The sequence below is a fragment of the Roseomonas gilardii subsp. gilardii genome (assembly GCF_023078375.1).
Classification (GTDB): domain Bacteria; phylum Pseudomonadota; class Alphaproteobacteria; order Acetobacterales; family Acetobacteraceae; genus Roseomonas; species Roseomonas gilardii.
In genome coordinates, this window is the sequence record NZ_CP095554.1 from 1,916,908 (window position 1) to 1,942,756 (window position 25,849).

The following is a 25,849-nucleotide window of genomic DNA, read 5'->3' on the forward strand; positions in this document are numbered from 1 at the left end:
AAGCGGGTGGAAAGGCTTGGCAGCCCCGTGAGGCGCGCTAGGCTGGGTGCTTTCCATCCCCGCAGGTCCGAGGCCAAGCGAGATGACCACCCGACGTGCCCTGTTGGCCGGCTCCGCCGGCGCCCTGGCGCTGCCCGCGCTGCTGACCGGCCAGGGTTCCGCCCTGGCCCAGTCGCCACCCGGCGTGGCGGTCATCGCCAAGCAGATCGACGACATCATCAGCCTGGACCCGGCCGAGAGCTTCGAGTTCTCGGGCAACGAGATCTGCGGCAACATGTACCAGAAGCTGGTCCGCAACGACGAGAAGGACCCGACCAGGCTGACCGGCGACCTCGCCGAGCACTGGGAGGCCTCCTCCGACGGCAAGAGCTTCACCTTCCGGCTGCGCAAGGGCGCGAGCTTCTCCTCCGGCAAGCCAGTGACGGCGGAGGACGTGGCCTGGTCCCTCCAGCGCGTGGTGGCGCTGAACAAGAGCCCGGCCTTCATCATCAACCAGTTCGGCTATACCAAGGACAATGTGGCGGGGATGATCCGCGCCACGGCGCCGGACACGGTGGTGCTGGCCACGGCCGAGCCGGCCTCGCTGAGCTTCCTGCTCTACTGCCTCTCGGCCAATGTGGGGGCGGTGGTGGAGAAGGCGGTGGTCGCCTCCCACGAGGCCAATGGCGATTTCGGCAATGCCTGGCTGAAGCAGAACTCCGCGGGCTCCGGCCCCTTCATGCTGCGCGCCTGGCGGGCCAGCGACAGCGTGACGCTGGAGGCCAATCCGCACAGCGAAACGCCGCCGAAGACGAAGCGGCTGGTGATCCGTCATGTCGCCGACCCCTCGGCGCAGCTCCTCGGGCTGCAACAGGGGGATTACGACGTGGCCCGCAACCTGCAGGCCGACCAGATCAAGGGCCTGCAGGGCAATGACCGCTTCCGCATCCTGGACCAGCGCCGGGCCCAGGTGATGTTCCTGTCGCTGAACCAGAAGAACCCCTATCTGGCCAAGCCCCAGGTGCGGCAGGCGATCAAGTGGGCGATCGACTACGCGGGCATCCAGAAGAACATCGTCCCCTCCACCTATGCGGTGCACCAGGCTTTCCTGCCCGAGGGCCTGCCCGGCGCGCTGACCGAGCGGCCCTTCCAGGCCGATGCGGCGAAGGCGAAGGCGCTGCTGGCCGAGGCGGGGCATCCGGACGGGTTCGAGATCGGCTTCGACTACTTCTCGGTGTCGCCCTTCTCCGACATCGCCCAGGCGATCCAGGCCAATCTGGCGGCCATCGGCATCCGCGCCCGGATGCTGCCGGCCGAGACGCGGCAGGTGATCACCAAGACCCGCGCCCGGCAGCACGACATCGCCCTGGTCTACTGGGGCAGCGACTATTTCGACCCGCACAGCAATGCCGAGGCCTTCAGCATCAACACGGACAACGGCGACGATGCCCGGAACCGGACCCTGGCCTGGCGGGCCTCCTGGTACATCCCGGAGCTCTCGAAGCGGACGATGGAGGCGCTGCGCGAGGGCGACAGCGAGAAGCGGGCCGCGCTCTACGAGGCGTTGCAGCGGGACCACCAGCAGGCCAGCCCCTTCGTCATCCTGCTCCAGGCGATCGAAGTGGCCGTGACGCGGGCCGGCGTTTCGGGCATGAGGCTCGGCGTGATGAGTGACCAGACCTCCTACGCCGGTATCAGCAAATCGTGACATCCCATCCCTCGCGCGGAGGAGGGCTCCGTTGAGCCTCGGCCGCGCACGCCTGAAGGCGCTGGCGGCCACCCTCGCCAGCGTCCCGATCACCCTTTTCGGCCTGACCCTGGTGACCTTCTTCATCGGGCGGGTCATGCCGATCGACCCCGTCATCGCCATCGTGGGCGACCGCGCGCCACAGGACGTGGTGGAGCGGACCCGGCTGGAGCTGGGCCTCGACCAGCCCCTGCCGGTGCAGTTCGTCCGCTACCTGGGCCAGTTGCTGCATGGCGACCTGGGCCGGTCGGTGATGACCTCCAACACCGTGACGCGGGACATCGCCAACTTCTTCCCGGCGACCTTCGAGCTGGCCACGGTGGCCATCATCCTGGCGGTGCTGATCGGCGTGCCGCTCGGCGTCTGGGCCGCCAGCCGTCAGGGCAGGGCGGTGGACCAGGCGGTGCGGCTCTTCAGCCTGTCGGGGCATTCCATCCCTGTCTTCGTGCTGGGGCTGGTCAGCCTGCTGGTCTTCTATGCCCGGCTGGGCTGGCTGCCGGGGCCGGGGCGGCAGAATGTCGCCTATCAGGACATGATCGACGTCCATACGGGGATGCTGACCATCGACGCGGCGCTGGCCGGGGAATGGGACGTGTTCTGGGATGCCGTGGCGCATCTGGCGCAGCCGGCGGGCGTGCTGGCCTTCTTCTCGCTGGCCTATATCGCGCGCATGACGCGGGCCTTCATGCTGGCGGAGCTGCGGTCGGAATACGTGACCACCGCCCGGGCCAAGGGCCTGTCCGGCTTCCGCATCGTCTGGGGCCATGCCTTTCCCAACGTCGCGGTGCCGCTGGTGACGGTGGTCTTCCTCACCTATGCCGGGCTGCTGGAAGGGGCGGTGCTGACCGAGACGATCTTCTCCTGGCCGGGGCTCGGCCAGTACCTGACCGTCTCCCTGATGAATGCCGACATGAACGCGGTGCTGGGCGCGACGCTGGTGGTGGGGCTGATCTATGTCGTCCTGAACCTGCTCTCCGACCTGCTCTACCGCCTGCTGGACCCGCGCGTGCGATGACCGCCAAGACCTTCTCCCGCGCCTGGCTGCTCTCGCCGGCCCCGGAATCCCGCCGGCAGGCCGCCTGGGGGCAGCGCTACCAGGCCTGGCTGGCCTTCCGCCGCAATCCGCTGGCCATGGCCGGGCTGATCGTGGTGGTGCTGCTGCTCGCGCTCTCGCTGCTGGCGCCGGTGCTGGCCACGCACGACCCGAACATCCAGAACCTGGCGAACCGGCTGCAGCCCTGGTCGGCCCAGCACTGGCTGGGCACGGACGAGCTGGGACGCGACGTCTATTCCCGCCTGCTCTATGGCGGGCGGATCACGCTCGGCATGGTGGTCTCCGTGGTGATCCTGGTGGCGCCGCTGGGCCTCGTGGTGGGCTGCATCGCGGGCTATGCCGGGGGGATCTGGGACCGCATCCTGATGCGCGTCACCGATGTCTTCCTGGCCTTTCCCCGGCTGATCCTGGCGCTGGCCTTCGTGGCCGCGCTGCGCCCGGGGGTGGAAAGCGCGGTGATCGCCATCGCGCTGACCGCCTGGCCGCCCTATGCCCGCCTCGCCCGGGCGGAGACGCTGACCATCCGCCGCACCGACTACATCGCCGCGGTGCGCCTGTCCGGCGCCTCGCCGGCCCGGGTGGTGCTGCGGCACGTGGCGCCGATGTGCATCCCCTCCCTGACGGTGCGGGTGACGCTGGACATGGCCTCGATCATCCTGACCGCCGCCGGGCTGGGCTTCCTGGGCCTTGGCGCGCAGCCGCCGCTGCCGGAATGGGGGACGATGATCGCGACGGCACGGCGCTTCGTGCTGGAGCAATGGTGGGTTCCGGTGATCCCGGGCATCGCCATCTTCGTGGCCAGCCTCGCCTTCAACCTGCTGGGCGACGGGCTGCGCGACGTGCTGGACCCGAAGCAGCGCTGAGGCGGGCGGGGAAGGGTGCCCTCTCCCCCGGCCGCGGAATGAGCTTGACGTCGTCTCCCCACATTGCTCTGCACGGGCTTCCTGCCCGTGCCGCCGTGAGTCTCCCGCCCCATGCTTCGCCGCTTCTTCGCCTATTACCGCCCCTGGCGGCGCCTGTTCCTGCTGGATTTCGGCTGCGCGGTGCTGTCGGGCCTGCTGGAGCTGGGCTTTCCCATCGCCGTGCGCGCCTTCGTGGACCATCTTCTGCCGCAACAGGACTGGCCGCTGATCCTGCTCGCCTCGGCGGGGCTGATCTTCATCTATCTGGCCAATACCGGGCTGATGGCCATCGTGAACTACTGGGGCCACATGCTCGGGATCAACATCGAGACGGAGATGCGGCGGCGGGCCTTCGACCACCTGCAGAAGCTCTCCTTCCGCTTCTACGACAACCAGAAGACCGGGCATCTGGTGGGGCGGCTGACCAAGGACCTGGAGGAGATCGGCGAGGTCGCGCATCACGGGCCGGAGGACCTGTTCATCGCGGTGATGACCTTCCTCGGCGCCTTCGGGCTGATGCTCTGGGTCAATGTGCCGCTGGCGCTGATGACGGCGGTGATCGTGCCGCTGACGAGCTGGGTCTCCACCCATTACGGCAGCCGCATGACCCGCACCTGGCGCGCCATCTATGGCCGTGTCGGCGCCTTCAACGCGCGGATCGAGGAGAATGTCGGCGGCATCCGCGTGGTGCAGGCCTTCGCCAACGAGGATCACGAGCGCGCCCTCTTCGCCCGGGACAATGCGGGCTACCGCGACACCAAGCTGCAGGCCTACCGCATCATGGCGGCCAGCCTGTCCATCTCCTATCTCGGCATGCGGCTGACGCAGATGGTGGTGATGGTCGCCGGCGCCTATTTCGTGATCCGGGGTGAGCTCACGGCCGGCGGCTTCGTCGGCTTCCTGCTGCTGGTCGGCGTCTTCTTCCGGCCGGTGGAGAAGATCAACGCGGTGCTGGAGACCTATCCCAAGGGCATCGCCGGCTTCCGCCGCTATGTCGAGCTGCTGGAGACCCAGCCCGACGTGGCGGATGCGCCCGACGCCGTGCCGGCGCCGCCGCTGCGGGGCGATATCCGCTACGAGCATGTCACCTTCGGCTATACGCCGGACAAGCCGGTGCTGCGCGACATCGGGCTGGAGATCCGGGCCGGGGAAACGGTGGCCTTCGTCGGCCCCTCCGGCGCCGGCAAGACCACGCTCTGCTCCCTGCTGCCACGCTTCTATGAGCTGGATTCCGGCCGCATCACCATCGACGGGATGGATATCCGGCGCATGACCCTGTCCTCCCTGCGGGCGCAGATCGGCATCGTGCAGCAGGACGCCTTCCTCTTCTCCGGCACGCTGCGGGAGAACATCGCCTATGGCCGCCTCGATGCCAGCGAGGCGGAGATCCGCGAGGCCGCCCGCCGTGCCCGGCTGGAGGCGATGATCGCCGCCTTGCCGGAGGGGCTGGACACGGTGGTGGGGGAGCGCGGGGTGAAGCTGTCCGGCGGGCAGAAGCAGCGCATCGCCATCGCCCGGATCTTCCTGAAGAACCCGCCGATCCTGATCCTGGATGAGGCGACCTCCGCCCTGGACACGGAGACGGAGCGGGCGATCCAGGCCTCGCTGGCCGAACTCTCCGAGGGGCGCACCACGCTGGTGATCGCGCACCGCCTCGCCACCATCCAGAACGCCGACCGGATCGTGGTGGTGGACGCCTCCGGCATTGCCGAGCAGGGGCGCCATGCCGAGCTGGTGGCCCGCGGGGGGATCTATCGCCGCCTGCACGAGGCCCAGCATGGGGCCGCCGGCACGGCGCGGGCGGGGTAGGGTGCATCCCCCCCGATGTTCCTCGTCCCGGCGCTGTTCTAAAGAGGACGTAATGCCCGAAAAGCTCGTCGAGATCCGCAACCTCCGGGTCGCCTTCGCCTCCGCCACCGGGGTCACGCCCGCCGTGCGCGGCCTGTCCCTGACCCTGGGCCGCGAGAAGCTCGGCATCGTCGGGGAGAGCGGCTCCGGCAAGTCCGTGACCGGGCGCGCGCTGATGCGCCTGCTGCCCGCCACCGCCGATGTGCGGGCGGATGCGCTGCGCTTCGGCGGCACCGATATCCTGACGGCGCCGGAGCGGGAGATGCGCCGCCTGCGCGGCGGGCGGATCGGGCTGATCCTGCAGGACCCGAAATACAGCCTGAACCCGGTGCTCCCCATCGGCCGCCAGATCACCGAGGCGCTGCGCCAGCACAAGCGCATCGGCCGGGGCGAGGCGCGCGACCGGGCGCTGGCGCTGCTGGAAAGCGTGCGCATCCGCGATCCGGGGCGCGTGCTCGACGCCTATCCGCACGAGGTTTCGGGCGGCATGGGGCAGCGTGTGATGATCGCCATGATGCTGGCGCCCGAGCCGGACATGCTGATCGCCGACGAGCCGACCAGCGCGCTGGATTCCTCGGTGCAGGCGGAGATCCTGCGCCTGATCGGCGATCTGGTGGACAGCCGGGGCATGGCGCTGATGCTGATCAGCCACGATCTGCCGCTGGTCAGCCATTTCTGCGACCGCATCCTGGTGATGTATGCGGGGCAGGTGATGGAGGAACTGAAGGCCTCCGAACTGCACAGGGCGGAACATCCCTACACGCGCGGGCTGCTGGCCTGCCTGCCCTCGCTGGCGAAGCCGCGCGGGCGCCTGCCGGTGCTGACGCGCGACCCGGCCTGGCTGGAACCGAGAAGCCCCGTTCATCAGGAGGGAGCGGCATCGTGATCGAGGTCGGCGACCTGCATGTCCACTTCGGCAGCACCCATGCGGTGAAGGGCGTCTCCTTCTCCGTCGGCAAGGGTGAGAGCTTCGGCCTCGTCGGGGAAAGCGGTTCCGGCAAGTCCACCGTGCTGCGCACCCTGGCCGGGCTGAACGAGGACTGGTCCGGCACGGTGACGGTGGATGGCAGGCCGCTCGGGCGCCGCCGCGACAGGGAATTCTACCGCCGCGTCCAGATGGTGTTCCAGGACCCCTACGGCTCTCTGCATCCGCGCCAGACGGTGGACCGCCTGTTGTCCGAGCCGCTGCTGATCCACGGCATCGGCGATGTGGACAGGCGCATCCTGCGGGCGCTGGACGAGGTGGCGCTGCCGCGGGCGGCGCGCTTCCGCTTCCCGCACCAGCTTTCCGGCGGCCAGCGCCAGCGCGTGGCCATCGCCCGCGCCCTGATCGCCGAACCCTCCGTGCTGCTGCTCGACGAACCCACCAGCGCGCTGGACGTGTCCGTGCAGGCGGAGGTGCTGAACCTCCTCGCCGACCTGCGCAGCGCGCATGGTCTGACCTTCCTGCTCGTCAGCCACAACCTCGCCGTGGTGGCGCAGATCTGCGAGAGGCTGGCGGTGATGCAGAATGGCGAGATCGTCGATCTGCTCACCGAATCGGACCTGCGCAACGGCGAGGCGCATCACGCGCATTCGCGTGACCTGCTGCGACTTTCGCGGGAACTGGAAGAGAGTTGACAAGCCACCGCGACAGCCCACGGACAGGCGGCAACCGCTTCCGCCCCGGACTCATCACAGTGTGAGCGCGGGCGGGCCGGAAGGGAGGCCGGGAACGGTCGCCTTCCGGAACGGAAGCCGCTATGCCGCTGGTAATGTCTGAGCCCGATGCAAGCGCGTCCCCGTTCCATCGCGACCTCGCCCGGGACATTCTGCTGCGATTGCGGGCGCGCGGCGCGCGGCCCGGCGACCGTCTCTCGCGTCTCGGCCTGGCCCGGGAATTCGGCGTCAGCCGCACGCCGGTCCTGGCTTCCCTCGCCCTGCTGGAACGTCTCGGCGTCGTGGTCACCGAGGGGCGCTCGGTCCGGCTCCTCGATCCCGGCTACGATCCGGCGCGCCTCGACGTGGCCGACGAGACCGCCCTTCTCGTGCTCCGGATCGCGCGCGAGCGCCGCGACGGCAACCTGCCCGAGGAGGTGTCGGAGCGGATGCTGCGGCAAAGGACCGGGGCCAGCCGCACGGCGCTGCATGAGGCCCTGCATCATCTGGAATCGGTGGGGATCGCCACGCGCAACCGGGGCCATGGCTGGCGCCTCGGCATGGGTTTCGCGAGCGAGGAGGAACGCGTGGCCTCCTACCGCTTCCGCCTGATGCTGGAGCCGGCGGCGCTGCTGGAGCCGGGTTTCACCCTGCCCCGCGACCGGATGGCCGCCCTGCGCGAAAGCCAGGAAGCCGCCCTGCGCCGGCCATGGCGGGAAGGGGATGTGCCGCGTTTCTACGAGAGCGCCGCGGGCTTCCACCTCGCGCTGGCGCAGGGCTGCGGCAACCGCTTCGTCATCCAGGCGGTGGAGATGCAGAACCGCCTGCGCCATCTCCACGGGCTGCACCTGTTGGACCGGGCGCGGGTGCATGACGCGGCGCGTGAGCATCTCGGCATCCTGGATGCGCTGGAAATGGGCGACCGCGCCCTGGCCGCGGAACGGATGCGCGCGCATCTGCAGGGCAGCCTCGCCCCGCGATAGCGCCCGCCGAAAGGTCAGGCCCCGGCCGGGATCTCCTCCTCCAGCAAAGCCGCCTCCTCCGCCTCCAGGCGTTCCGTCTCTCCCGGCTGGAGGCCGAAGCGCCGGGCGACATCGGGGGCGTAGCGCAGCAGGTCCGGCCGCAACCGGATCAGCGCGAGGTCCTTGGCCTTGGCCTCCAGCATCACGTCGAATTCCAGACCTTCGGCGAGCCGCATGAAGGTGATGAACTCGAAGGGGTTGCAGTAGTCCGCATGGCCCGTCCAGACGGGCGGCACGAGCACGGTCTTGTTCTTGCCCGTCCGGCGATCCTTGCGCTGCGTCTCGCGCAGCTCCGTGCGGGGCGAGGAGAAGTGGCATTTCGGGCGTACCCCTGCGGGCCAGGAGCGCAGGAAGCGTTCCAGGGTCGGCCGCATCGCCAGCCCCTCGGGGTTCAGGCACCAGAAATGCTGGTGGTCGAAGATCAGCCGCACGCCGGTCCGCTCCTGAATCCAGAGCACGTCGGCGGCGGAGAAGCGCAGGTCGTCATTCTCCAGCACCAGGCGGCGGCGCACCGGTTCCGGCAGCCTCTCCTCCCAGCAGCGTACCCAGCGCTCCCGGCTGGCGGGCACGTCGCCATAGGTGCCGCCGACATGCACCACCACCACGGCCTCCGGGCCGAGCTCCATGCGGTCCAGCATCTCCGCCTGGGCAGCGAGGTCCCGGATGCTCTTCTCCACCAGTGCCGTGTCGGGGCTGTTCAGCACGATGAACTGCGAGGGATGGAAGGAGAGCCGGATATCCATCTCCCGCGCCCGGGCGCCGAAGGCGCGCAGCTCCGCATCGCTTTCCGCGATCATGCCGTGGAACTGCGGCATGTCAGGATGCGTGGCATAGGGCGCGAGGTCGGAGGACATCCGGTACATCCGGATGCCGTGCCGGCCGAGATAGTCCAGCGCCCGGTGCATGTACTCCAGCGAGACCCGGAGATGCGGCGCGCTCTGCCAGCGCCGCGTGTCGTTGCTCCGGATCTCCGGCGCGCCCATCAGCTTGACGGGAAAGCCGAGGCGCAGCGTTTCCTGTGCGGCCATGCCGTCCGTCTTTCCCCCGAATCCCACCCGTCGCCAACGCGGTCTGGCGAGCGGGGTTCGGGGGCCTCGCCAAAGCGTGCGTTCCCCGGCGGCTACAGCCCCTGGAACAGCGCCGTGGAGAGGTAGCGTTCCGCGAAGGAGGCGGCGATGCCGACGACCAGACGGCCCTCCATCGCCGGGTCCCGCGCCACCTCCACCATCGCATGCAGCACGGCGCCGGAGGAGATGCCGACCGGCAGGCCCTCCAGCCGCGCGCAGCGCCGGGCCATGGCCATGGCGTCGGATTCGCCCACCGCGCGGATCTGGTCCAGCCGCTCCAGCTCCAGTACCCCCGGCTTGAAACCGGCACCGATGCCCTGGATGTCGTGCGGCCCCGGATCGTCCCCGGCCGAGAGCACGGCGCTTTCCCGCGGCTCCACGCCGATGATGCGCAGGCTGGCGCGGCGCGGCTTCAGCGTCCTGGCGATGCCGGTCAGCGTACCGCCGGTGCCGATGCCGCTGACGATGGCATCCACCTCGCCACCGGTATCGGCCCAGATCTCCTCGGCCGTGGTCGCGGCATGGATCTCCGGATTGGCCTCGTTGTCGAACTGGCGTGGAATCCAGGCGCCGGGCGTGGCGGCGGCGATGGCCTCGGCCCGGGCGATGGCCCCGGACATGCCGCGCCGGGCGGGCGTCAGCTCCACATGCCCGCCCATCAGGCGGATCATCTTCTGCCGCTCCACCGAGGCGCCGTCGGGCATCACCACGGTCAGCGCATAGCCCTTGGCGGCGGCCACGAAGGCCAGGGCGATGCCGGTGTTGCCGGAGGTGGGCTCGATCAGCGTGGAGTGGCCGGGCCGGATCAGCCCCTGGCGCTCGGCGGCCTCCACCATGGCCAGGCCGATCCGGTCCTTCACCGAGCCGAGCGGATTGAAGAATTCCAGCTTCAGCGCCAGGCGCGCCGGCAGGGCTTCGGCGGCCTCCAGCCTCGGCAGGCGGACCAGCGGTGTGGCGCCCACGAGGTCGAGCACGCTGTCGTACAGGCGGCCCCTGTGCTGGCTCGGCGGGAGGCGGGACCGTTCCTCCGGCATGGCGGGGGAGGGGGACGTCGTGTCTTCTTTCATCGCACCGGCTGGATTACCACGGTGCGGCGGCGTATTTTAGGGGGCATCCGGGAAAGGAACGGCCCAAACCCCATGTTGTTGCGCCCATGCTGCTGAAACAGGATCGAGCCCTCACCGCCATTTCCGTGATGCTGGATGTCGCCTTCCATATCGGGCGCGGCGCGGAGGTGGCGAGCGGCGGGGACATCGCGGACCGCCTCGGCGCGGCCAAGCGGGGGATCGAGCCGGTCTTCCAGGCCCTGTCCCGCGCCGGGCTGCTGGACAGCACGCGCGGCCCGCGCGGCGGCTACCGCCTTGCCCGCCGGCCGCGCGACATCCGCCTCTGGGACGTGGTGTCCGCCCTGGCCGAGGAGGAGGAGAGCCCGGACATGACCGGCCAGCTCCAGGCCGCCGTGGTGGCGCCGCTCTGGGGGGAGATGGAGGGCTTGCTGCGGGAGCGGCTGGAGGGGATGACCCTGGACGACCTGCTGCGCCGTGCCCAGGCGCGCGGCCTCAAGCGCCCTTCCACGGAGCCGCTGAACTTCGCCATCTGAATCCCGGCTGCGAATCGCGGCGGGGCGGATCAGAGCAGCGGCGAGATCCAGGTCATCAGCGCCAGGATGGTCGCGGCAATGGCCAGGGACAACGGGGCCTGATCGGCCTCCTGCAACAGCAGGGCCTCGATCTCGGCTTCCATGGCTTCCTCCTCCGGTTTCCGCCCCTTTGGGTCGCGCATGAGGCTCAGGCCCGCTTTCCCGCCGGCAGCGCCGTTTCGGCCCGGGACACTTCCGCCTCCAGGCCGGGCAGCAGCATGGCGGCGAGGCCGGCGACCTCGCCCACCACCACCAGCGCCGGCGTCGGCAGGCCGGCGGCCCGGGCGGCGAGGCTGCAACGGCCCAGCGTGGTGCGCAGCGTGCACTGCCCCGGCAGGCTGGCCTGGGCGACGATGGCCACCGGCGTGTCCGGCCCGCGGCCGCAGGCCAGCAGGCGCAGGGCGATTTCGTCCAGCCGGCTCAGCGCCATGAAGGCCACCACCGTGCCGCCGCCGCGGCCGAGCGCGGCCCAGTCCACGCTGTCGGGCAGGTTGCCCGCCTCGTCATGGCCTGTGATGAAGGTGACGGCGCTGGCGATGCCGCGCTGGGTGAGGGGAATGCCCGCCGCCGCCGGGGCGGCGAGGCCGGCGCTGACCCCTGGCACCACGCGCCAGGGGATGCCGGCGGCGGTCAGCGCGGCGGCTTCCTCGCCGCCCCGGGCGAAGAGGAAGGGATCGCCGCCCTTCAGCCGCACCACGCGCTGTCCGGCCCTGGCCCCCGCGATCAGCCGGGCGTTGATCTTCGCCTGGGACAGCGCTGCCGCGCCCTTGCGCTTGCCCACCGGCACCAGCGTGGCCACGGGATTGGCCAGGCGCAGCACGCCACGCCCCGGCAGGGCGTCATGGAGCACCAGGTCGGCCCGGCGCAGCGCCTCCGCCGCGCGCAGGGTCAGCAGCGCGGGATCGCCCGGCCCGGCACCGACCAGCCAGACCTCGCCCGGCCGGGGCGCGTCTCCGGCGGCCAGGGCCGAGCCGTGATCCACCCCTGTCATGCGCGCACCGTCATGCGATTGGCCTTAAACTACGTTTGACATGAGCTAATATTGGTATTTCACTCAGATCAAGAGGTTTAAGGCGCTTTTCGCATATGGCTCAGACCGGCACGATCCAGGACGGCACCGCGGGCACGACCGCGAAGAAGCCGACGGGGGTGGAGATCAGCAAGCTGGCGAGCCGTGGGCTGCGGGGCGGGGTGGCGGCCGAGCTGGCCAGTACCGAGACCCGTGGCGGCGTCAGCGAAGACAGTTTCAACCTGCTGAAATTCCATGGAACTTATGAACAGTTCGACCGTGACACCGCCACGCCGCGCAAGCAGGCGGGGCTGGACAAGGAATGGCAGTTCATGGTCCGCGTCCGGGCCCCGGCGGGGCTGCTGACGGCGGAGCAGTACCTCGCGCTGGACGGGCTGGCCGATCTCTATTCCAACGGCACCCTGCGTGTGACGACGCGGCAGGCTCTGCAATTCCACGGCGTGCTGCGGGAAAACCTGAAGCCGACCATCGGCGCGATCAACCGCATGCTGTTGACCACCATGGCCGCCTGCGGCGACGTGGTGCGCAACGTCACCACCACCCCGGCGCCACGGCGGGACCCGATCCACCGGCAACTGGTCGAGGATGCGCGGATGCTGTCCTCGGAGCTGCTGCCGCGGACCCGGGCGCATCACGAGATCTTCCTGGACGAGGAGCCGGTTTCCGCCGTGCCGGAGGAGGAGCCGCTCTATGGCGCCACCTACCTGCCCAGGAAGTTCAAGATCGGCCTCGCCCACCCGGCCGACAACACGGCGGATGTGCTGACCAACGACCTGGGCTTCATCGCCATCGAGGATGGGGCGGGCGGCATCGGCGCCTATCAGGTCTGCATCGGCGGCGGACTCGGCCTGACGCACAACCGGCCCGACACGTTCCCCCGCCTGGCCACGCCGGTGACGGTGGTGCCGCGCGAGCGCCTGCTGCACGCCGCCGAGGCGGTGGTGCGCTTCCAGCGCGACCATGGCGACCGCACCGACCGCCGCCGCGCCCGGCTGAAATACGTGATCGAGGATTACGGGCTGGACTGGGTACGGGAACAGCTCGCCCCCTATTTCGGCGGCGAACTGGCCGATCCCGGGCCGCTGCCGCGCCTGCGCCTGCCGGAGCTGCTGGGCTGGCACGAGCAGGGCGACGGGCGCTTCTGGCTGGGTGTGCCCGTTCCGTCCGGCCGTGTCGCCGACCAGGGACGGGTGCGGCTGCGCACGGCGCTGCGGGAGGTCGTGACGCGCTGGGGCGCCAACCCGGTGCTGACGCCGCAGCAGGACGTGATCCTGGCCGACCTGCCGGCCAATTCCCGCGAGGCGGTGGAATCGCTGCTGCGCGAGCATGGCGTGACCCTTACCGAATCGCTCTCGCCCCTGGCCCGCTGGGCCCTGGCCTGCCCGGCCCTGCCGACCTGCGGCCTGGCGCTGACCGAGGCGGAGCGGGTGCGCGACCCGCTGGTGGCGGAGATCGAGGCGGCGCTGGAGCGGCACGACCTGCTGGACGAGCGGATCAGCCTGCGCATCACCGGCTGCCCCAATGGCTGCGCCCGCCCCTATGCCGGGGATATCGGGCTGGTGGGCCGCGTGCCCGGGCATTTCGCCATCTTCGTGGGCGGCGATTTCGAGGGCACGCGCCTGTCCTTCAAGCTGCATGAGCGCGTGCCGCAGGGGCAGATCGCGGCGCGGCTCGAGCCGCTTTTCGCCGCCTTCGCCGGCGACCGGCGGGGCGAGGAGGGCTTCGGCGATTTCTGCCACCGCCTCGGCCCCGATGCGTTGCTGGCGCTGGGAGCAGAACCTGTCCCGGCCTGATCCCCGCCCGGCCCCTGGCCCCGGCGTGTCCCACGCCGGGCATCATCCCCTTGGCGTGTCCCACGCCGGGCATCATCCCCATAGGCGCCCGCTCAACGAGACCTTGAACAGGAGTTGAGCGGACCCCGCTTGCCTTCGCCCCGCCGGACGAAGCATCGTGCGCTTCGGTCCGAGAGAAGATAAGGAGTCGTGCCTTGCTTCGCCTGAACCGACGCCATGTTCTCTCCGCCTCGCTCGCCGCCGGCCTGGGCGCCACGCCGCTGGCAGGCCGCCAGGCCGCGGCGCAGCAGGTGCCGCCGCTGCTGAATGTCAGCTACGACCCGACCCGCGAGCTCTATCGCGACTTCAACGCCGCCTTCATCGAGCATTGGGCGAAGGACCATGGCGGCCAGCGCCTGCAGATCCGCACATCCCATGGTGGCTCGGGCGCCCAGGCACGCTCGGTGATCGACGGCCAGCCGGCGGATGTGGTGACGCTGGCCCTGGCCTATGACATCGATGCCATCGCCGAGCGCGGGCTGATCGCCAAGGACTGGATCACCCGCCTGCCGCACAACAGCGCACCCTATACCAGCACCATCGTGCTGCTGGTGCGGAAGGGGAATTCCAAGGCGATCCGGGACTGGGGCGACCTGGTCAAGGATGGCGTCTCCGTCATCACGCCGAACCCCAAGACCTCCGGCGGGGCGCGCTGGAACTACCTCGCCGCCTGGGCCTGGGCGAAGCGCCAGCCGGGAGGATCGGACGCCACGGCGGAAGAGTTCGTGACGAAGCTGTTCCGCAACGTGCCGGTGCTGGACACCGGCGCGCGCGGATCCACCACCACCTTCGTCCAGCGTGACCAGGGCGACGTGCTGCTGGCCTGGGAGAACGAGGCGCATCTCGCCTTCAAGGAATTCGGCGCCGACAGGTTCGAGATCGTCTATCCCTCCCTCTCCATCCTGGCCGAGCCCTCGGTGGCGGTGGTGGACCAGGTGGTGGAGCGCAAGGGCACCCGCGCCGTGGCGGAAGCCTATCTGAGCTATCTCTATACGGAGGAGGGGCAGAAGATCGCCGCCCGCAACTTCTACCGGCCACGCGACGCGGCCGTGCTGGCCGCCGCCGGCAACACCTTCCCGAAGCTGGAGATGATCACCGTGGATGACAGCTTCGGCGGCTGGGCCGCGGCCCACAAGGCGCATTTCGCCGATGGCGGCTCCTTCGACCGGATCTACAAACCCGGGCGATGACGGCCGCCGGGATACGCCCGTCGCACCGTGACCCGGTGGCCGGCTTCGGCCTGGCCCTGGGTGTCACCCTGTTCTGGCTCACGGCCATCGTGCTCGTGCCGCTGCTGGCACTGGTGCTGCGGCCCTGGGAACTCGGCCTGTCCGGCGTGCTGTCCTCGCTGGCCGAGCCGCGCGTGCTGGCCGCGCTGCGGCTGAGCTTCGGTGCCGCCTTCCTGTCGGCGCTCGTCGACGTGCCGCTGGGCCTGCTGCTGGCCTGGGTCCTGGTGCGCTACCAGTTTCCCGGACGGCGGCTGATGGATGCGGTGGTGGACCTGCCCTTCGCCCTGCCCACCGCCGTGGCGGGGCTGGCGCTGACCGCGCTCTTCGCCACCAATGGCTGGCTGGGCAAGCCGCTGGCGGTACTGGGCATCAAGGTCGCCTTCACGCCGCTGGGCGTGATCGTCGCCATGGCCTTCGTCGGCCTGCCCTTCGTGGTACGCACGGTGGAGCCGGTGCTGCGCGACCTGTCGCTGGAGGCCGAGGAGGCGGCGGCCACGCTCGGCGCCTCCCGCCCGCAGGTGCTGCGCCGCGTGGTGCTGCCCGCCCTGGCGCCCGCCCTTCTGACCGGCTTCGGCCTGTCCCTGGCGCGGGCCGTGGGCGAATATGGCAGCGTGATCTTCATCGCCGGCAACATGCCGATGGTAAGCGAGATCGCCCCGCTGCTGATCGTCATCCGGCTGGAACAGTTCGACTATGCCGGGGCGGCCGCGATCGGGCTGGCCATGCTGCTGATCTCCTTCGCCGTGCTGCTTTGCCTGAACCTCGCGCAGCGCTGGCTGCGCAGGGGCCGCCGCTGAGCCGCCCGGCCCCGTTCCAGCCCCCGGTCAAGCCCCCGGTTTCGGCCCCGGCTGGGGAGGGCACCCGGCGGCGGAGGATCCGCGGGTGATGCGGGTGCTGCTGCTGCTGCTGGCGGTGCTCGCTCTGGGCCTGTTCCTCCTCCTGCCGACCGTGGCCGTCTTCGCCGAGGCCAGCCGGCGCGGCTGGCCACCGGTTGCCGCGGCGCTGTCCGATCCGGACACGCTGTCCGCGATGCGCCTCACCCTGCTGGTGGCGGCGATCGCGGTGCCGGTGAACACGCTGGGCGGGGTGGCGGCCTCCTGGTGCATCGCCAAGTTCGACTTCGCCGGCAAGCGCCTGCTCACCACGCTGATCGAGCTGCCCTTCTCGGTCTCGCCGGTGATCTCGGGCCTGGTCTGGGTGCTGCTCTTCGGCGCCCAGGGCTGGTTCGGCCCCTGGCTGCAGGCGCATGGCGTCCAGATCATCTTCGCCCTGCCGGGGCTGGTGCTGGCGACGGTCTTCGTCACCTTTCCCTTCGTGGCCCGCACGCTGATCCCGCTGATGCAGGAACAGGGGCGGGAGGCGGAGGAGACCGCGGCCACGCTGGGGGCCACCGGCTGGCAGACCTTCTGGCGTGTCACGCTGCCCGACGTGAAATGGGCGCTGCTGGCCGGCGTCCTGCTCTGCAATGCCCGCGCCATGGGGGAGTTCGGCGCCGTGGCCGTGGTGTCCGGCCATATCCGGGGGGAGACCAACACGCTGCCGCTGCATGTCGAGATCCTCTACAACGAGTACCAGTTCGTCGGCGCCTTCGCCGTGGCGGCGCTGCTGGCCTCGCTGGCCCTCGTTACCCTCTGCGCCAAGATCGTGCTGGAACGTCTGTCCGGCCGCAGGGCTTTGCTGGAGCATTGAATGTGACGATGACCCCCGGGCGTGCCGGTCTGCCGCCTTCCGGCGCGCTGCCTTGCGAAGGGATGATGCGGGGATGAGCGTCGAGGTCCTGGGCATCTCCCGCAGCTTCCAGCCCGGCCTGCTGGCGCTGGATTCCGTGGAACTCGCTGTCGGCGATGGCGAGTTCGTGGCCCTGCTGGGGCCCTCCGGCTCCGGCAAGACCACGCTGCTGCGCATCCTGGCCGGGCTGGACTTTCCGGATGCCGGGCAGGTGCGGATCGACGGCCGGGACGTCGCCGCGCTGCCGGCGCGGCTGCGCGGCATCGGCTTTGTGCCGCAGAACTACGCCCTGTTCCGGCACATGAGCGTCTTCGAGAATGTCGCCTTCGGTCTGCGCGTGCGTCCGCGCGCCGCGCGGCCGCCCGAGCGCGAGATCGGCGAGCGTGTGCGGCGCCTGCTGTCCCTGGTGCAGATCGCCGAGCTGGAGCGCCGCTACCCCGACCAGATCTCCGGCGGGCAGAGGCAGCGCGTGGCGCTGGCCCGGGCGCTCGCGATCGAGCCCGCGCTGCTGCTGCTGGACGAACCCTTCTCGGCGCTGGACGCGCAGGTGCGCAAGAACCTGCGCGGCTGGCTGCGCGACCTGCACGAGAAGCTCGGCCTGACCAGCGTCTTCGTCACGCATGACCAGGAGGAGGCGATGGAGATCGCCGACCGGGTGGCGGTGCTGCGCGCCGGGCGGATCGAGCAGTTCGACACCCCCACCGCCATCCTGGCACGCCCGGCCAGTGCCTTCGTGGCGGGTTTCCTGGGGGAGGCGAACCGGCTCGATTGCACCGTCCGGGATGGGCGGGCGCATTTCGGAGCGCTGCCCCTGCCGCCGGTCGCGGTGGCACTGCCGGACGGCCCGGCCCTGGCCTTCCTGCGCGCCCATGACCTCCTCGCGAGCCCGGGGGAAGGACCCTGGGCAGTGCGCCAGGCCCGGCAGGACCCGCGCGGCCTGCGCCTCCAGGTCTCGGCGGGCGGCGACGGGCCGGTGCTCGATGTCCTGCCCGAGCCGGACTGGCGGGAGGCGCGGCGGGGGGATTCCTGTACGCTCCGCCTGCTCTCGGCCTCGGTCTTTCCCCGCGGTGCGATGGACTGACGGTCCTTAGCGGCCTGCCCCCAGGTGGCTCAGGAGGTCGCGCACCCGGTCCTCGGGCCCGGCGGCGTCCAGCATCTCGCAGAGGCGGCGCATGTGGCGGCGGGTGGCATGGAGCTGGTCGAGCAGCGAGAGCACCACGGGCATCGCCGTTTCCCCGACCTCGAGCTGATCGCGCAGTTCCAGGATCAGGCGCAGCCGGGCGAGGTCGATCTCCTCGAACACGGTCTCCTCGCCGCGCCGGACAGGACGCACCCAGTCCTGCGCGATCCAGCTCCGCAGCGTCTGCTCGTCCAGGCCCCGGACCTGCTGCAGCACGGTGGTGACGGTGATCATGCCTGCCTCCTCATCTCCTGGCGGGCTTCGTCGCCGCTCTTGTCCTTCGCCCAGTCGCGCAGGAATTCCTCGATCCGGTCATCCACCGGCCCCAGCACCAGCCGCAGCGTGACATAGAGGTCGCCGGCAGGCTGGCCGCCATGCTCGGCCACGCCGCGCCCGCGCAGCCGCAGACGGGTGCCGGCGTCGGAACGCGGCGGCACGGTGAGCGTCACCTCGCCGCGCGGCGTCGGCACGGCCACCCGCCCGCCCAGGATCGCCTCGGCGAAGGTGACGGGCAGGTCCATCTCCAGGTCGCGGCCCTGGCGCCGGTAGAGCGGATGGGGCCGGACCGCGATCTCGATCAGGGCGTCGCCATCGGGGCCGCCGTTGCGCCCGGGCTGGCCCTTGCCGCGCAGGCGCAGCACCTGCCCGTCCTCCAGCCCCGGCGGGATGCGGACATCCAGCGTCCCGCCTTCGGGCAGGGTCAGGCGCTGGGTCGCGCCGTTCACCACGTCGAGGAAGGGGACCTCCAGATGGTAGCGGTTGTCCTGGCCCTTGCGCGGGCGGGACGTGCCGCCGGCTTCGCCGCCCCTCTGGCGGAAGAACTGGCCGAAGATGTCGCCCAGATCCTCCGGGTCGATCTGCCCCTCGAAACCGTCCGGGCCGAAGCCTTCGCCGCTCCCGAAGCCGGAGGCACCGAAGCCTTCCCTTCCCCCGCCGGCCCTCGCCCCGGCGCGGTAGCGGCCGGCGCCGGGAGCATCGGCATAGTCGCGCCAGTACTGGCGCGGCGGGACCTCCTGGCCGGTGGCGTCAATCTCGCCGCGGTCGAAGCGGGCCCGTTTCTCCGGATCGGAGAGCAGGTCATGGGCGGCGTTGGCCGCCTTGAAGCGCTCCTCCGCCACCGTGTCGCCGGGGTTGAGGTCGGGGTGGTGCTTCTTGGCGATGGCGCGGAAGGCTTTGCGGATCTCGTCCGGACTGGCCTGCCGGCCGACGCCGAGAATCGAGTAGGGATCGTCTTTGGCCATGGCGAGGAGTGTAACGCAACTGCCGGGTGATCGTCGCGCCCCTGCCTGGCCCCGGGGGAGAGGCTCCGCCTTCGCCCCGGGCCACAGCCGCAACGCCGAAGCCGCGACGGGCGGGCATGATGCAACCCGGCGCGGGCTGTGGCGTCCTGTGCCCGGAGGCCATCGCGCCCGCAACAAGCGCCGTTTGCCACTGGCGGGGCCGGGGCAGGCTTCCTCCGGGAGGCCGCATCCGGGAGACCGCATGAGATATCTCGCCATTCTGGCCTGGATGCCGTTGCTGGGTGGCTGCGGCTATGAGGCGTCGCGCCTGGCGCATCAGGCGCAGATCAACCTGATCGGGATGACCGCGCAGGACCTGCAGACCTGCGCCGGCATTCCCGATAAGACCCAGCGCCTGGACGAGCGGAACGAGCTCTACGCCTATCATCTGCGGAACGCCTCGGGCGGGGAGATCAGCACCACCCTGCCGATCATCGGCGGCGGCGTGACGATCGGCTCCAGCGGCACCTTCTGCACCGCCAATTTCCGCCTGACCGATGGACGTGTCTCCGCGCTCGTCTATGCCGGGGACACTGATCGCGGGGTGGGGACGGACGGGGTCTGCGCGCCCATCATCCGCGGCTGCCTGCGGCAGCCGATGCCGAGCATGCGCCCGCTCGACCGGGACAGCATCGCGGCCAGTTCAGCCTATCACGCGCCGCCGGTGCCGCCGGTGCCGGTGGGCGCGGCTCCGGTGCCCGGCCTGAGCATGGCGCCGATCGGCCGCTGAACCAGCGCGGCGCGTGCGGCGGAAGCGGGGCGGGACTGGCGCTCCGGCACGGGGTGTGGAGCGCCGTCGCCGGCCTCCAGCCGGGCGCGGAGGTTGGACAGGATGGGGTAGAGGGCCGCCATCAGGGCGATCAGGAAGCCCCAGCCGCCCTCGCGGTAGCCGCGGCGGGACAGGTAGCATTTCAGGAAGCGGCGCAGGCCCCGGAAACTGTCCGAGGCGAGCGAGGGAAGGGGAGTGCGGCTCTCGCGCAGATCCTCCGCCCGCAGGCGGGTGTAGCGGTCCAGACGCGCCAGCATGTCGGAGATGTCGCTGTCGAGCTGGTGCTGCAGGGCATGCCCCAGGGTCGGCCCCTGCCGCCCGGCCAGGCGCGCCGTGGGATGGACGCGCTGGTCCTGCCAGGTCTTGGCACCGCGGCGGTAGAGGCGTCCGACGGCGCTGGTGCCGAAGGAGCCGCCCCAGCCATGGCGCACCAGATGCGTGCCGATATGGTTGTCCACGGGGATGAGGAACCAGTCCGCCGCCGGGTCGCTGGCGAGGAGGCCGCGGATCTCCCTGGCCAAGGCGGGGGTGACGCCCTCGTCGGCATCGATCTCGAGCACCCAGTCGCCGGTGCAGGCATCCTGGGCGGCGGCGCGACGCTGGCCCTCCAGCGGGAAGGCGCCGCACACGACACGGTCGGCCATGGTCCGTGCGATCTCCGCCGAGGCATCGGTGCACCGGTCCAGCAGCACCACGATCTCGTCGGCGAAGCGCAGCCGCTCCAGGCAGGCTGGCAGACGCTCGGCCTCGTTATGGGCGCAGACGAAGGCCGAGAGGCGGGCCATGGGGAACCCTCGCGAGATATCGGGAGCGGCCTGTTGCCCGGCCCGGGGCAGCGCCACCGGACCCGCACGGGGCCCCGGCAACATAGCGTCACAATACTCAAGAAAAGGTGATAGCGGAAGCTTTTTTTGTCACGATGGCGTTCCGTGCGCTGATCCCGGAAAAATCTCACCCGTGGCCATGACGGCGAATGGGGCGGCGTCGGCGAAGCCGGACTCGAGCGCCCGGCTGAAGGACAGCCATTGCAGTCCCGGCAGGCGCAGCAGCCAGTCCAGATGGGTCCAGCTTTCCTCATCCTGGACCAGGTGATGCGTCAGCACGCCGATCGGCTGCCGGAACCGGCCGGCGCGGCGGCGCGCGCGCAGCGCCTGGCGCAACTGCCGTGCCAGGACCGCGCGCGGACGGGCACGGGGGCCGCCTTTCCAGCGCAGCAGGTCGAGATGCACGTCGAGGCGCCGCAGCCCCTGTTCGATCGCGGGAGGGCCGCCATGCGCGGAGAGGCTGGTGAAGCCCTGTTCGCGCAGCAGGGCGGGCAGGGCGGGATGCAGGGCGTTCCAGGGCGGCACGAAGGCGGGCGGCGCCGCCGGAAAGGCGTCGCGGAAGCGGGCCGTGCCCGCGGCCAGCAGGGGGCGGATCGTGGCGGCGGTGTTGTCCGGCGCGAACTCACCGCTGGGCTCGCCAGCGGCGCGGCGGTTGCGGTGATCCGCCCCGTGCTGCAAGGCGGTGACGCCGGCCTCGGCGCGAAGCCGGCGGGCGAGGGTTCCGAGCGGGCCATCCGGGATGGCGGCGATGGCGCAGGGCACGCCATGCACGGCGCAGAGCGCCAGCAGCCGGTCCAGCGCGGCGCCGGGCTGCCGCGCATCATCGTCGCGCAGCCAGAGGCGCGGCCGGTGGCCCAGGGCCTGCCAGCGCGACAACTCCCAGCGGAGCGGCCAGGACCGGGGATTCATGCCGGCGGCCAGGAGGTTGGGTCGTGGCGGCGCCCGCCGGTCAAGGGGGCCGCGACGCCGGTGGTCGAGGGCAGGCTGAGCGGCAGGCCGCGCAGGGAGCGCAGCGCCAGGAAGCCGAAGCACTGCGCCTCCAGGAAGTCGCCGTTCCAGCCGACCGTTTCCACCGCCTCGACCGTCACGCCGAGTCGGTGGCGCAGCCCATCCATCAGCACCGCGTTGTGGCGCCCGCCCCCGGCGACCAGCCAGCGGCGCGGCGGGCGGGGCAGGTGGCGCAGGGCGGCGGCCTGGGCCTCCACCGTGCAGGCGGCCAGGGTGGCCGCGCCATCGGCATCGGACAGCGCTGCCACCCAGCCGAGCGTGGCGGCGAAGGCGTTGCGGTCAAGGGATTTTGGCACGGGCCGCCCGAAGAAGGGGTTCTCCAGGAAGCGCGCCACGATCCCCGCATCGGCGCGGCCGCTGCGCGCCAGGCGCCCGCCCTCGTCGAAGCCACGGCCGGTGCGACGGAACAGGAAGTCGTCCAGCATGGCATTGGCCGGGCCGGTGTCGAAGGCGATCACCGTCTCGCCGTCGAGATAGGTCACGTTGCCCACCCCGCCCAGGTTCAGCACGGCGAGCGGCCCCGTCTCACCCAGCCCCGCCGCCAGGGCGCGGTGATAGAGCGGCACCAGCGGCGCCCCCTGGCCCCCCGCAGCCACATCGGCGTCACGGAAGCGGTCCACCACCGGCAGGCCCAGGCGCGCGGCGGCCTTGTCGCCGAAGACGAGCTGCCGGGTGAAGCGTGCCTCCGGCCGATGCAGCACGGTCTGCCCGTGCAGGCCGACCACGGCGACCTCCTCGCGCGGCAGGCCGGTCTCGGCCAGGAAGCGTTCCACCGCCGCCGCATGCGAATCCGTGACCGCCTGCTCCAGCGCCGTGAGCGGATCAGCCAGCACCCGGTCCGGCTGCGCCGCCAGTTCCAGCAGGGCGGCGCGCAGGCCGGGCTCGTAGGGGTAGGTCCGGCCCTCGCCCGGTTCCACCATCGATTCGCCATCACTGCGGAGGGCGGCGACGTCGATCCCATCGACGGAGGTGCCGCTGATGACCCCGATGGCGGTGACGGCGGGATGGCTGGGCATGGATGCACTCCGGGTGGGATGGCGGAAGCTTCTACGGGGTGCCGCCGAGGAGTTCGATATAGCGGGCCGCCGAGCGGGCGACGATCGCGTCGCCCTCCGCCGTCACGTCCTGCCCCTGGAAGGCGCCATGGATGCGCCCGAAAGACCAGGGCGCCAGCCGGTCCGCGACACGCCGCACCTCCGCCGCGGGCAGGGGCATCATGTTGGGATAGCTCCACATGAAGGAGACGCGCCGCGCGCCGGGTGCCACCTGCACGATGTCGCCGGCGAGCAGGACGCCCGTGCCATCCGCCGCGCCGCCCCAGTGCAGCACCGTCCCGCCGGGGAAATGCCCACCGGCCCGGATCAGCGTCGCCGAGGGGGCGGGTTCCAGCGTCTCGCCCTCCCAGAGCCGGAGATGGGGGAGGGGCGCATGATCCAGTCGCGGTCCGCCGCGTGCAAGTGGATGGGCGCATCGAAGGCGGCGGCCCAGTCCTGCATGGTGGTGTAGTAGTGCGGATGGGAGATCGCGATGACGCTCAGCCCGCCCAGGCCATGGACCAGGGCCTCGGTCGCCGGGTCGAGCAGGGCGATGCAGTCCCACAGCACGTTTCCCGCAGGCGTGGCGAGCAGGAAGGCGCGCTGGTTGATGGCGAAGGCCGGCACGGTCTGCAGGCTGAACAGGCCGGGCTCGTGCCGGTGCCAGGCGTTGCGGTGGGTCCGCGGCAGATCCCCCCGTGCGATCCAGGCCTGGCCCTCCGCCGGGACGAACTGGCGCTCATCCTGGCAGACCGGGCAGGCCGCCGGCGGCGCGTCGGCGGGCGGATAGGAGGTGCCGCAGGCTCTGCACAGGAAGACCATGCCGGGTTCGCTCCCCTCCCGGACCGCTTCGCCGCCATCGGCCCGCGCGGAAGGCTAGCGCCGCGGCCGGGTCCGGGAAAGCCCAGGCCCAACCAGGGGAAATAATCCCCGCTATTCACAGAGAATCGGTGGACATGTGGATTTCTTCCTGCATGTTCATGGAATGTCTCAGGAACTTTCCGCAAACGCATGATGGTCCGCCCATGACGGCAGGGCGCTGATGCTGCCCGCACGGCCGCTGCGCGACCATCAGCGGCGCATCCTGGCCATCGCCCGGGCCATCGCCGGCGGTGCGGAGGCGCGCGACCTGCTGGCCGCCGTGACGCCGGGGGGCGGCAAGTCGCTGCTGCCGGTGCTGATGGCGCATGAGCTGATCGAGGCGGGGATCGTCGAGCGCGTCTGCTGGGTGGTGCCGCGTGACAGCCTGCGCCTCCAGGCCGAGGAAGCCTTCGCCGATCCGCTCTGGCGGCAGGCGCTGGGGCACCGCGTTTCCGTGCGGGCGGCCGAGAACGCGCCGGACCCGTGCCGCGGGCTGCAGGGCTATGTGACCACCTATCAGGGCGTGGCGGCGGCGCCGGACCTGCATCTGGCCGAGTTCCAGCGGCACCGGACGCTGCTGGTGGTGGACGAGGTGCATCATCTGCCGGCGCTGGCCGAGCTGGACCCGGGTGGGCGGGCGCGCGGGGAGGGCGAGGCGGTGGACGAGGCCGCCGCCTGGTCCGCCGCGCTGCTGCCGCTGCTGGAATGCGCGCGGGTGCGGCTGCTGCTGTCCGGTACGCTGGAGCGGGCGGATGGGCGGCGCATCCTGTGGCTGCCGTACAGGCGCGGGGCGAAGGCGGCGACGCACGAGGTCGACCTGGATGCGCCGGGCTGGGCGGTGGTCGGCTATTCCCGCGCCCAGGCCCTGGCCGAGCGCGCGGTGTTGCCGGTGACCTTCGGCGCGCTGGACGGAGAGGCTTCCTGGCTCGACGCCGCCGGGCCGGACGGGGCGCGCGCCACGGTGGGGCCACACCGGCTCTCGGCCAGCGTGCCCGGGGAAACGACGCGGCCCGCCCTGTTCACCGCGCTGCGCACCGGCTTCGCGGAAACCCTGCTGCGCCATGCCTTCGAGGCGACACGCGACCTGCGGGCGAAGCGGCGCCGCGCCCGCGGGCTGGTGGCGGGGGAGGGCGCGCGCGGCCTCGGCAAGCTGCTGGTGGTGGCACCGGACCAGAGCTGCGCGCGGCTCTATCTGGACATGCTGCGGCGCTGGGTGCCGGCGCGGCAGGCGGAGAACCTGCGTCTCGCGACCTCGGACGAGCGCGATGCGCATGAGGTGCTGGCGGCCTTCCGCCTGCGGCCGGAGCCGTCGATCCTGGTGACGGTGGCCATGGCCTATGAGGGGCTGGACGCGCCCGAGGTCGCCGTGGTGGCGGCACTGACGCATATCCGCTCCCGCCCCTGGCTGGAGCAGATGGTGGCCCGCGCCACGCGGGTCGATCACCAGGCCGGACCCTATGAGGAGCAGCAGGCGCTGGTCTTCCACCCGGACGACCCCTTCTTCGGCCAGTTCCGCTGGCGGATGGAGGAGGAGCAGGGCACCCGCGCCCGCGCGCCGAAGCCCCCGCGCCAGGGTGTGCTGCCGCTCTGGCTGAAGGAGATGCGGGAGGAGGCGCGGGAGCGGGAAGGGATCGTGCCGCTGGAAAGCAACGCGCTGGCGCTGCGGCTTTCCACCCTGCGCCCGGGGCCGGACCTGGCGCAGCGGCGCCCGGAATTCGCCGAGCCGCAGCAGGAGCTCTTCGAGGCGCCCTCGATCGCCGAGCGGCGGCTGCGCGCGCGGGTCGGCGAACTGGTGGCGGCGCAGGTGGTGGAGGATGAGGGGGCGCTGCATGCGCCGCGCGGCCAGGGCACCTACCACGCCTACAACGCCGCGCTGAAGCGCGTGCTGGGCAACAAGGGGCGGGCGGAGATGACCCTGCCGGAGCTGGAGGCGGCAGTGTCCTGGCTGGAGCGGAACCGGCTGTCCGACCATCTCCATCTGCTGGAGGGCGACCACCGCTATGACTGGGCGGCGCGGCAGCGCCAGGACTGGCGGCCGCCGGTCGGGCGCCCCGCCGCGCGGCGCATCCCGGTGCGGGAGGCGGGGCGGGAGGACGCGCTGCCCGCGCGGCAGACCGGGCGCAAACAGGCTTGAGACGCGGCGCCGCTGGCTTTACCTCCGCCCCCGGAAACCTCCGG

25 protein-coding genes are annotated in these 25,849 nt (G+C 71.3%); 15 read left to right on the forward strand and 10 right to left on the reverse strand.

Features of this window, described 5'->3' with window-relative positions:
* Positions 1-82 precede the first annotated feature (82 nt).
* The 7 genes from MVG78_RS08485 to MVG78_RS08515 all read left to right on the forward strand — a co-directional run bounded on the left by MVG78_RS08485 (position 83) and on the right by MVG78_RS08515 (position 8,151).
* On the forward strand, positions 83-1,687 hold the full coding sequence (locus MVG78_RS08485; protein WP_247559952.1) for an ABC transporter substrate-binding protein: 1,605 nt from the start codon (positions 83-85) through the stop codon (positions 1,685-1,687).
* 31 nt (positions 1,688-1,718) lie between these two features.
* A complete protein-coding gene (locus MVG78_RS08490) occupies positions 1,719-2,741 on the forward strand; it encodes an ABC transporter permease (RefSeq protein WP_247559953.1) in 1,023 nt (340 codons plus the stop codon).
* Entirely contained in the window at positions 2,738-3,643 is a 906-nt protein-coding gene (locus MVG78_RS08495) for an ABC transporter permease (RefSeq protein ID WP_247559955.1), read from the forward strand. Before MVG78_RS08490 ends, MVG78_RS08495 begins: the two co-directional genes overlap by 4 nt.
* A gap of 111 nt (positions 3,644-3,754) precedes the next feature.
* On the forward strand, positions 3,755-5,491 hold the full coding sequence (locus tag MVG78_RS08500; RefSeq protein WP_247559957.1) for an ABC transporter ATP-binding protein: 1,737 nt from the start codon (positions 3,755-3,757) through the stop codon (positions 5,489-5,491).
* A 52-nt stretch (positions 5,492-5,543) separates the two neighbouring features.
* Positions 5,544-6,416, forward strand: a complete 873-nt coding sequence (locus MVG78_RS08505) for an ABC transporter ATP-binding protein (RefSeq protein ID WP_247559959.1) — start codon at positions 5,544-5,546, stop codon at positions 6,414-6,416.
* Positions 6,413-7,150, forward strand: coding sequence for an ABC transporter ATP-binding protein (locus tag MVG78_RS08510; RefSeq protein WP_247559961.1), 738 nt, complete (start codon positions 6,413-6,415; stop codon positions 7,148-7,150). The genes MVG78_RS08505 and MVG78_RS08510 overlap by 4 nt, the downstream gene beginning before the upstream one ends.
* A gap of 134 nt (positions 7,151-7,284) precedes the next feature.
* Positions 7,285-8,151, forward strand: coding sequence for a GntR family transcriptional regulator (locus MVG78_RS08515; RefSeq protein ID WP_247559963.1), 867 nt, complete (start codon positions 7,285-7,287; stop codon positions 8,149-8,151).
* A 14-nt stretch (positions 8,152-8,165) separates the two neighbouring features.
* Here the strand turns inward: MVG78_RS08515 and uvsE are convergent, their stop codons facing one another.
* Complete coding sequence (gene uvsE / locus MVG78_RS08520; RefSeq protein ID WP_247559964.1) at positions 8,166-9,218, reverse strand: UV DNA damage repair endonuclease UvsE; 1,053 nt, start codon at positions 9,216-9,218, stop codon at positions 8,166-8,168.
* Positions 9,219-9,310: 92 nt separating this feature from the next.
* On the reverse strand, positions 9,311-10,291 hold the full coding sequence (gene cysK / locus MVG78_RS08525; protein WP_247560350.1) for a cysteine synthase A: 981 nt from the start codon (positions 10,289-10,291) through the stop codon (positions 9,311-9,313).
* A gap of 119 nt (positions 10,292-10,410) precedes the next feature.
* Between cysK and MVG78_RS08530 the strand changes: the two genes are divergently transcribed.
* Positions 10,411-10,857, forward strand: coding sequence for an RrF2 family transcriptional regulator (locus MVG78_RS08530; RefSeq protein WP_247559966.1), 447 nt, complete (start codon positions 10,411-10,413; stop codon positions 10,855-10,857).
* A gap of 187 nt (positions 10,858-11,044) precedes the next feature.
* On the opposite strand, the gene cobA is transcribed toward MVG78_RS08530, so the two are convergent.
* Entirely contained in the window at positions 11,045-11,887 is an 843-nt protein-coding gene (cobA, locus tag MVG78_RS08535; RefSeq protein ID WP_247559968.1) for a uroporphyrinogen-III C-methyltransferase, read from the reverse strand.
* Between the two features lie 95 nt (positions 11,888-11,982).
* Here cobA and MVG78_RS08540 point away from each other — a divergent pair, with 95 nt between their 5' ends.
* The 5 genes from MVG78_RS08540 (at position 11,983) to MVG78_RS08560 (ending at position 17,796) form a co-directional block, all read left to right on the forward strand.
* Entirely contained in the window at positions 11,983-13,719 is a 1,737-nt protein-coding gene (locus tag MVG78_RS08540; RefSeq protein WP_247559970.1) for an NADPH-dependent assimilatory sulfite reductase hemoprotein subunit, read from the forward strand.
* A 194-nt stretch (positions 13,720-13,913) separates the two neighbouring features.
* Complete coding sequence (locus MVG78_RS08545) at positions 13,914-14,948, forward strand: sulfate ABC transporter substrate-binding protein (protein WP_282615064.1); 1,035 nt, start codon at positions 13,914-13,916, stop codon at positions 14,946-14,948.
* On the forward strand, positions 14,945-15,784 hold the full coding sequence (gene cysT, locus MVG78_RS08550) for a sulfate ABC transporter permease subunit CysT (protein WP_247559972.1): 840 nt from the start codon (positions 14,945-14,947) through the stop codon (positions 15,782-15,784). The genes MVG78_RS08545 and cysT overlap by 4 nt, the downstream gene beginning before the upstream one ends.
* Positions 15,785-15,872: 88 nt before the next feature.
* Complete coding sequence (gene cysW / locus MVG78_RS08555) at positions 15,873-16,676, forward strand: sulfate ABC transporter permease subunit CysW (protein ID WP_247559973.1); 804 nt, start codon at positions 15,873-15,875, stop codon at positions 16,674-16,676.
* Positions 16,677-16,749: 73 nt separating this feature from the next.
* Positions 16,750-17,796, forward strand: a complete 1,047-nt coding sequence (locus MVG78_RS08560; RefSeq protein WP_247559975.1) for a sulfate/molybdate ABC transporter ATP-binding protein — start codon at positions 16,750-16,752, stop codon at positions 17,794-17,796.
* Between the two features lie 6 nt (positions 17,797-17,802).
* Here the strand turns inward: MVG78_RS08560 and MVG78_RS08565 are convergent, their stop codons facing one another.
* Positions 17,803-18,129 (reverse strand): chaperone modulator CbpM, encoded by a 327-nt coding sequence (locus MVG78_RS08565; protein WP_247559977.1) that lies wholly within the window; start codon positions 18,127-18,129, stop codon positions 17,803-17,805.
* Positions 18,126-19,136, reverse strand: coding sequence for a DnaJ C-terminal domain-containing protein (locus MVG78_RS08570; RefSeq protein ID WP_247559979.1), 1,011 nt, complete (start codon positions 19,134-19,136; stop codon positions 18,126-18,128). The genes MVG78_RS08565 and MVG78_RS08570 overlap by 4 nt, the downstream gene beginning before the upstream one ends.
* A gap of 241 nt (positions 19,137-19,377) precedes the next feature.
* Here MVG78_RS08570 and MVG78_RS08575 point away from each other — a divergent pair, with 241 nt between their 5' ends.
* Positions 19,378-19,905, forward strand: coding sequence for a hypothetical protein (locus tag MVG78_RS08575; protein WP_247559981.1), 528 nt, complete (start codon positions 19,378-19,380; stop codon positions 19,903-19,905).
* Here MVG78_RS08575 and MVG78_RS08580 read toward each other — a convergent pair.
* The 5 genes from MVG78_RS08580 to MVG78_RS08600 form a co-directional block, all read right to left on the reverse strand.
* Positions 19,827-20,729, reverse strand: a complete 903-nt coding sequence (locus MVG78_RS08580; protein ID WP_247559983.1) for a glycosyltransferase family 2 protein — start codon at positions 20,727-20,729, stop codon at positions 19,827-19,829. The two genes, MVG78_RS08575 and MVG78_RS08580, sit on opposite strands and share 79 nt — an antisense overlap.
* Positions 20,730-20,858: 129 nt before the next feature.
* On the reverse strand, positions 20,859-21,677 hold the full coding sequence (locus MVG78_RS08585) for a polysaccharide deacetylase family protein (RefSeq protein WP_247559985.1): 819 nt from the start codon (positions 21,675-21,677) through the stop codon (positions 20,859-20,861).
* On the reverse strand, positions 21,674-22,792 hold the full coding sequence (locus tag MVG78_RS08590; protein ID WP_247559987.1) for an anhydro-N-acetylmuramic acid kinase: 1,119 nt from the start codon (positions 22,790-22,792) through the stop codon (positions 21,674-21,676). Before MVG78_RS08590 ends, MVG78_RS08585 begins: the two co-directional genes overlap by 4 nt.
* Positions 22,793-22,823: 31 nt before the next feature.
* Positions 22,824-23,105 (reverse strand): hypothetical protein, encoded by a 282-nt coding sequence (locus MVG78_RS08595; protein WP_247559989.1) that lies wholly within the window; start codon positions 23,103-23,105, stop codon positions 22,824-22,826.
* A gap of 32 nt (positions 23,106-23,137) precedes the next feature.
* Positions 23,138-23,632 carry an MBL fold metallo-hydrolase gene (locus MVG78_RS08600; protein WP_247559991.1) on the reverse strand — a complete coding sequence of 165 codons (495 nt, stop codon included), beginning with the start codon at positions 23,630-23,632 and terminating at the stop codon, positions 23,138-23,140.
* 220 nt (positions 23,633-23,852) lie between these two features.
* On the opposite strand from MVG78_RS08600, the gene MVG78_RS08605 reads away from it, so the two are divergent.
* Entirely contained in the window at positions 23,853-25,805 is a 1,953-nt protein-coding gene (locus MVG78_RS08605) for a DEAD/DEAH box helicase (protein WP_247559993.1), read from the forward strand.
* The last annotated feature ends 44 nt before the right edge of the window (positions 25,806-25,849 follow it).

Bases quoted from the DNA above. Each gene is read 5' to 3' on its own strand.
- MVG78_RS08485 (WP_247559952.1), top strand. From the start codon at position 83: ATGACCACCCGACGTGCCCTGTTGGCCGGCTCCGCCGGCGCCCTGGCG.
- MVG78_RS08495 (WP_247559955.1), top strand. From the start codon at position 2,738: ATGACCGCCAAGACCTTCTCCCGCGCCTGGCTGCTCTCGCCGGCCCCG.
- MVG78_RS08500 (WP_247559957.1), top strand. From the start codon at position 3,755: ATGCTTCGCCGCTTCTTCGCCTATTACCGCCCCTGGCGGCGCCTGTTC.
- MVG78_RS08505 (WP_247559959.1), top strand. From the start codon at position 5,544: ATGCCCGAAAAGCTCGTCGAGATCCGCAACCTCCGGGTCGCCTTCGCC.
- MVG78_RS08515 (WP_247559963.1), top strand. From the start codon at position 7,285: ATGTCTGAGCCCGATGCAAGCGCGTCCCCGTTCCATCGCGACCTCGCC.
- uvsE (WP_247559964.1), bottom strand. From the start codon at position 9,218: ATGGCCGCACAGGAAACGCTGCGCCTCGGCTTTCCCGTCAAGCTGATG.
- cysK (WP_247560350.1), bottom strand. From the start codon at position 10,291: ATGCCGGAGGAACGGTCCCGCCTCCCGCCGAGCCAGCACAGGGGCCGC.
- MVG78_RS08530 (WP_247559966.1), top strand. From the start codon at position 10,411: ATGCTGCTGAAACAGGATCGAGCCCTCACCGCCATTTCCGTGATGCTG.
- cobA (WP_247559968.1), bottom strand. From the start codon at position 11,887: ATGACAGGGGTGGATCACGGCTCGGCCCTGGCCGCCGGAGACGCGCCC.
- MVG78_RS08540 (WP_247559970.1), top strand. From the start codon at position 11,983: ATGGCTCAGACCGGCACGATCCAGGACGGCACCGCGGGCACGACCGCG.
- cysT (WP_247559972.1), top strand. From the start codon at position 14,945: ATGACGGCCGCCGGGATACGCCCGTCGCACCGTGACCCGGTGGCCGGC.
- cysW (WP_247559973.1), top strand. From the start codon at position 15,873: ATGCGGGTGCTGCTGCTGCTGCTGGCGGTGCTCGCTCTGGGCCTGTTC.
- MVG78_RS08560 (WP_247559975.1), top strand. From the start codon at position 16,750: ATGAGCGTCGAGGTCCTGGGCATCTCCCGCAGCTTCCAGCCCGGCCTG.
- MVG78_RS08565 (WP_247559977.1), bottom strand. From the start codon at position 18,129: ATGATCACCGTCACCACCGTGCTGCAGCAGGTCCGGGGCCTGGACGAG.
- MVG78_RS08570 (WP_247559979.1), bottom strand. From the start codon at position 19,136: ATGGCCAAAGACGATCCCTACTCGATTCTCGGCGTCGGCCGGCAGGCC.
- MVG78_RS08575 (WP_247559981.1), top strand. From the start codon at position 19,378: ATGAGATATCTCGCCATTCTGGCCTGGATGCCGTTGCTGGGTGGCTGC.
- MVG78_RS08580 (WP_247559983.1), bottom strand. From the start codon at position 20,729: ATGGCCCGCCTCTCGGCCTTCGTCTGCGCCCATAACGAGGCCGAGCGT.
- MVG78_RS08585 (WP_247559985.1), bottom strand. From the start codon at position 21,677: ATGAATCCCCGGTCCTGGCCGCTCCGCTGGGAGTTGTCGCGCTGGCAG.
- MVG78_RS08590 (WP_247559987.1), bottom strand. From the start codon at position 22,792: ATGCCCAGCCATCCCGCCGTCACCGCCATCGGGGTCATCAGCGGCACC.
- MVG78_RS08600 (WP_247559991.1), bottom strand. From the start codon at position 23,632: ATGGTCTTCCTGTGCAGAGCCTGCGGCACCTCCTATCCGCCCGCCGAC.
- MVG78_RS08605 (WP_247559993.1), top strand. From the start codon at position 23,853: ATGCTGCCCGCACGGCCGCTGCGCGACCATCAGCGGCGCATCCTGGCC.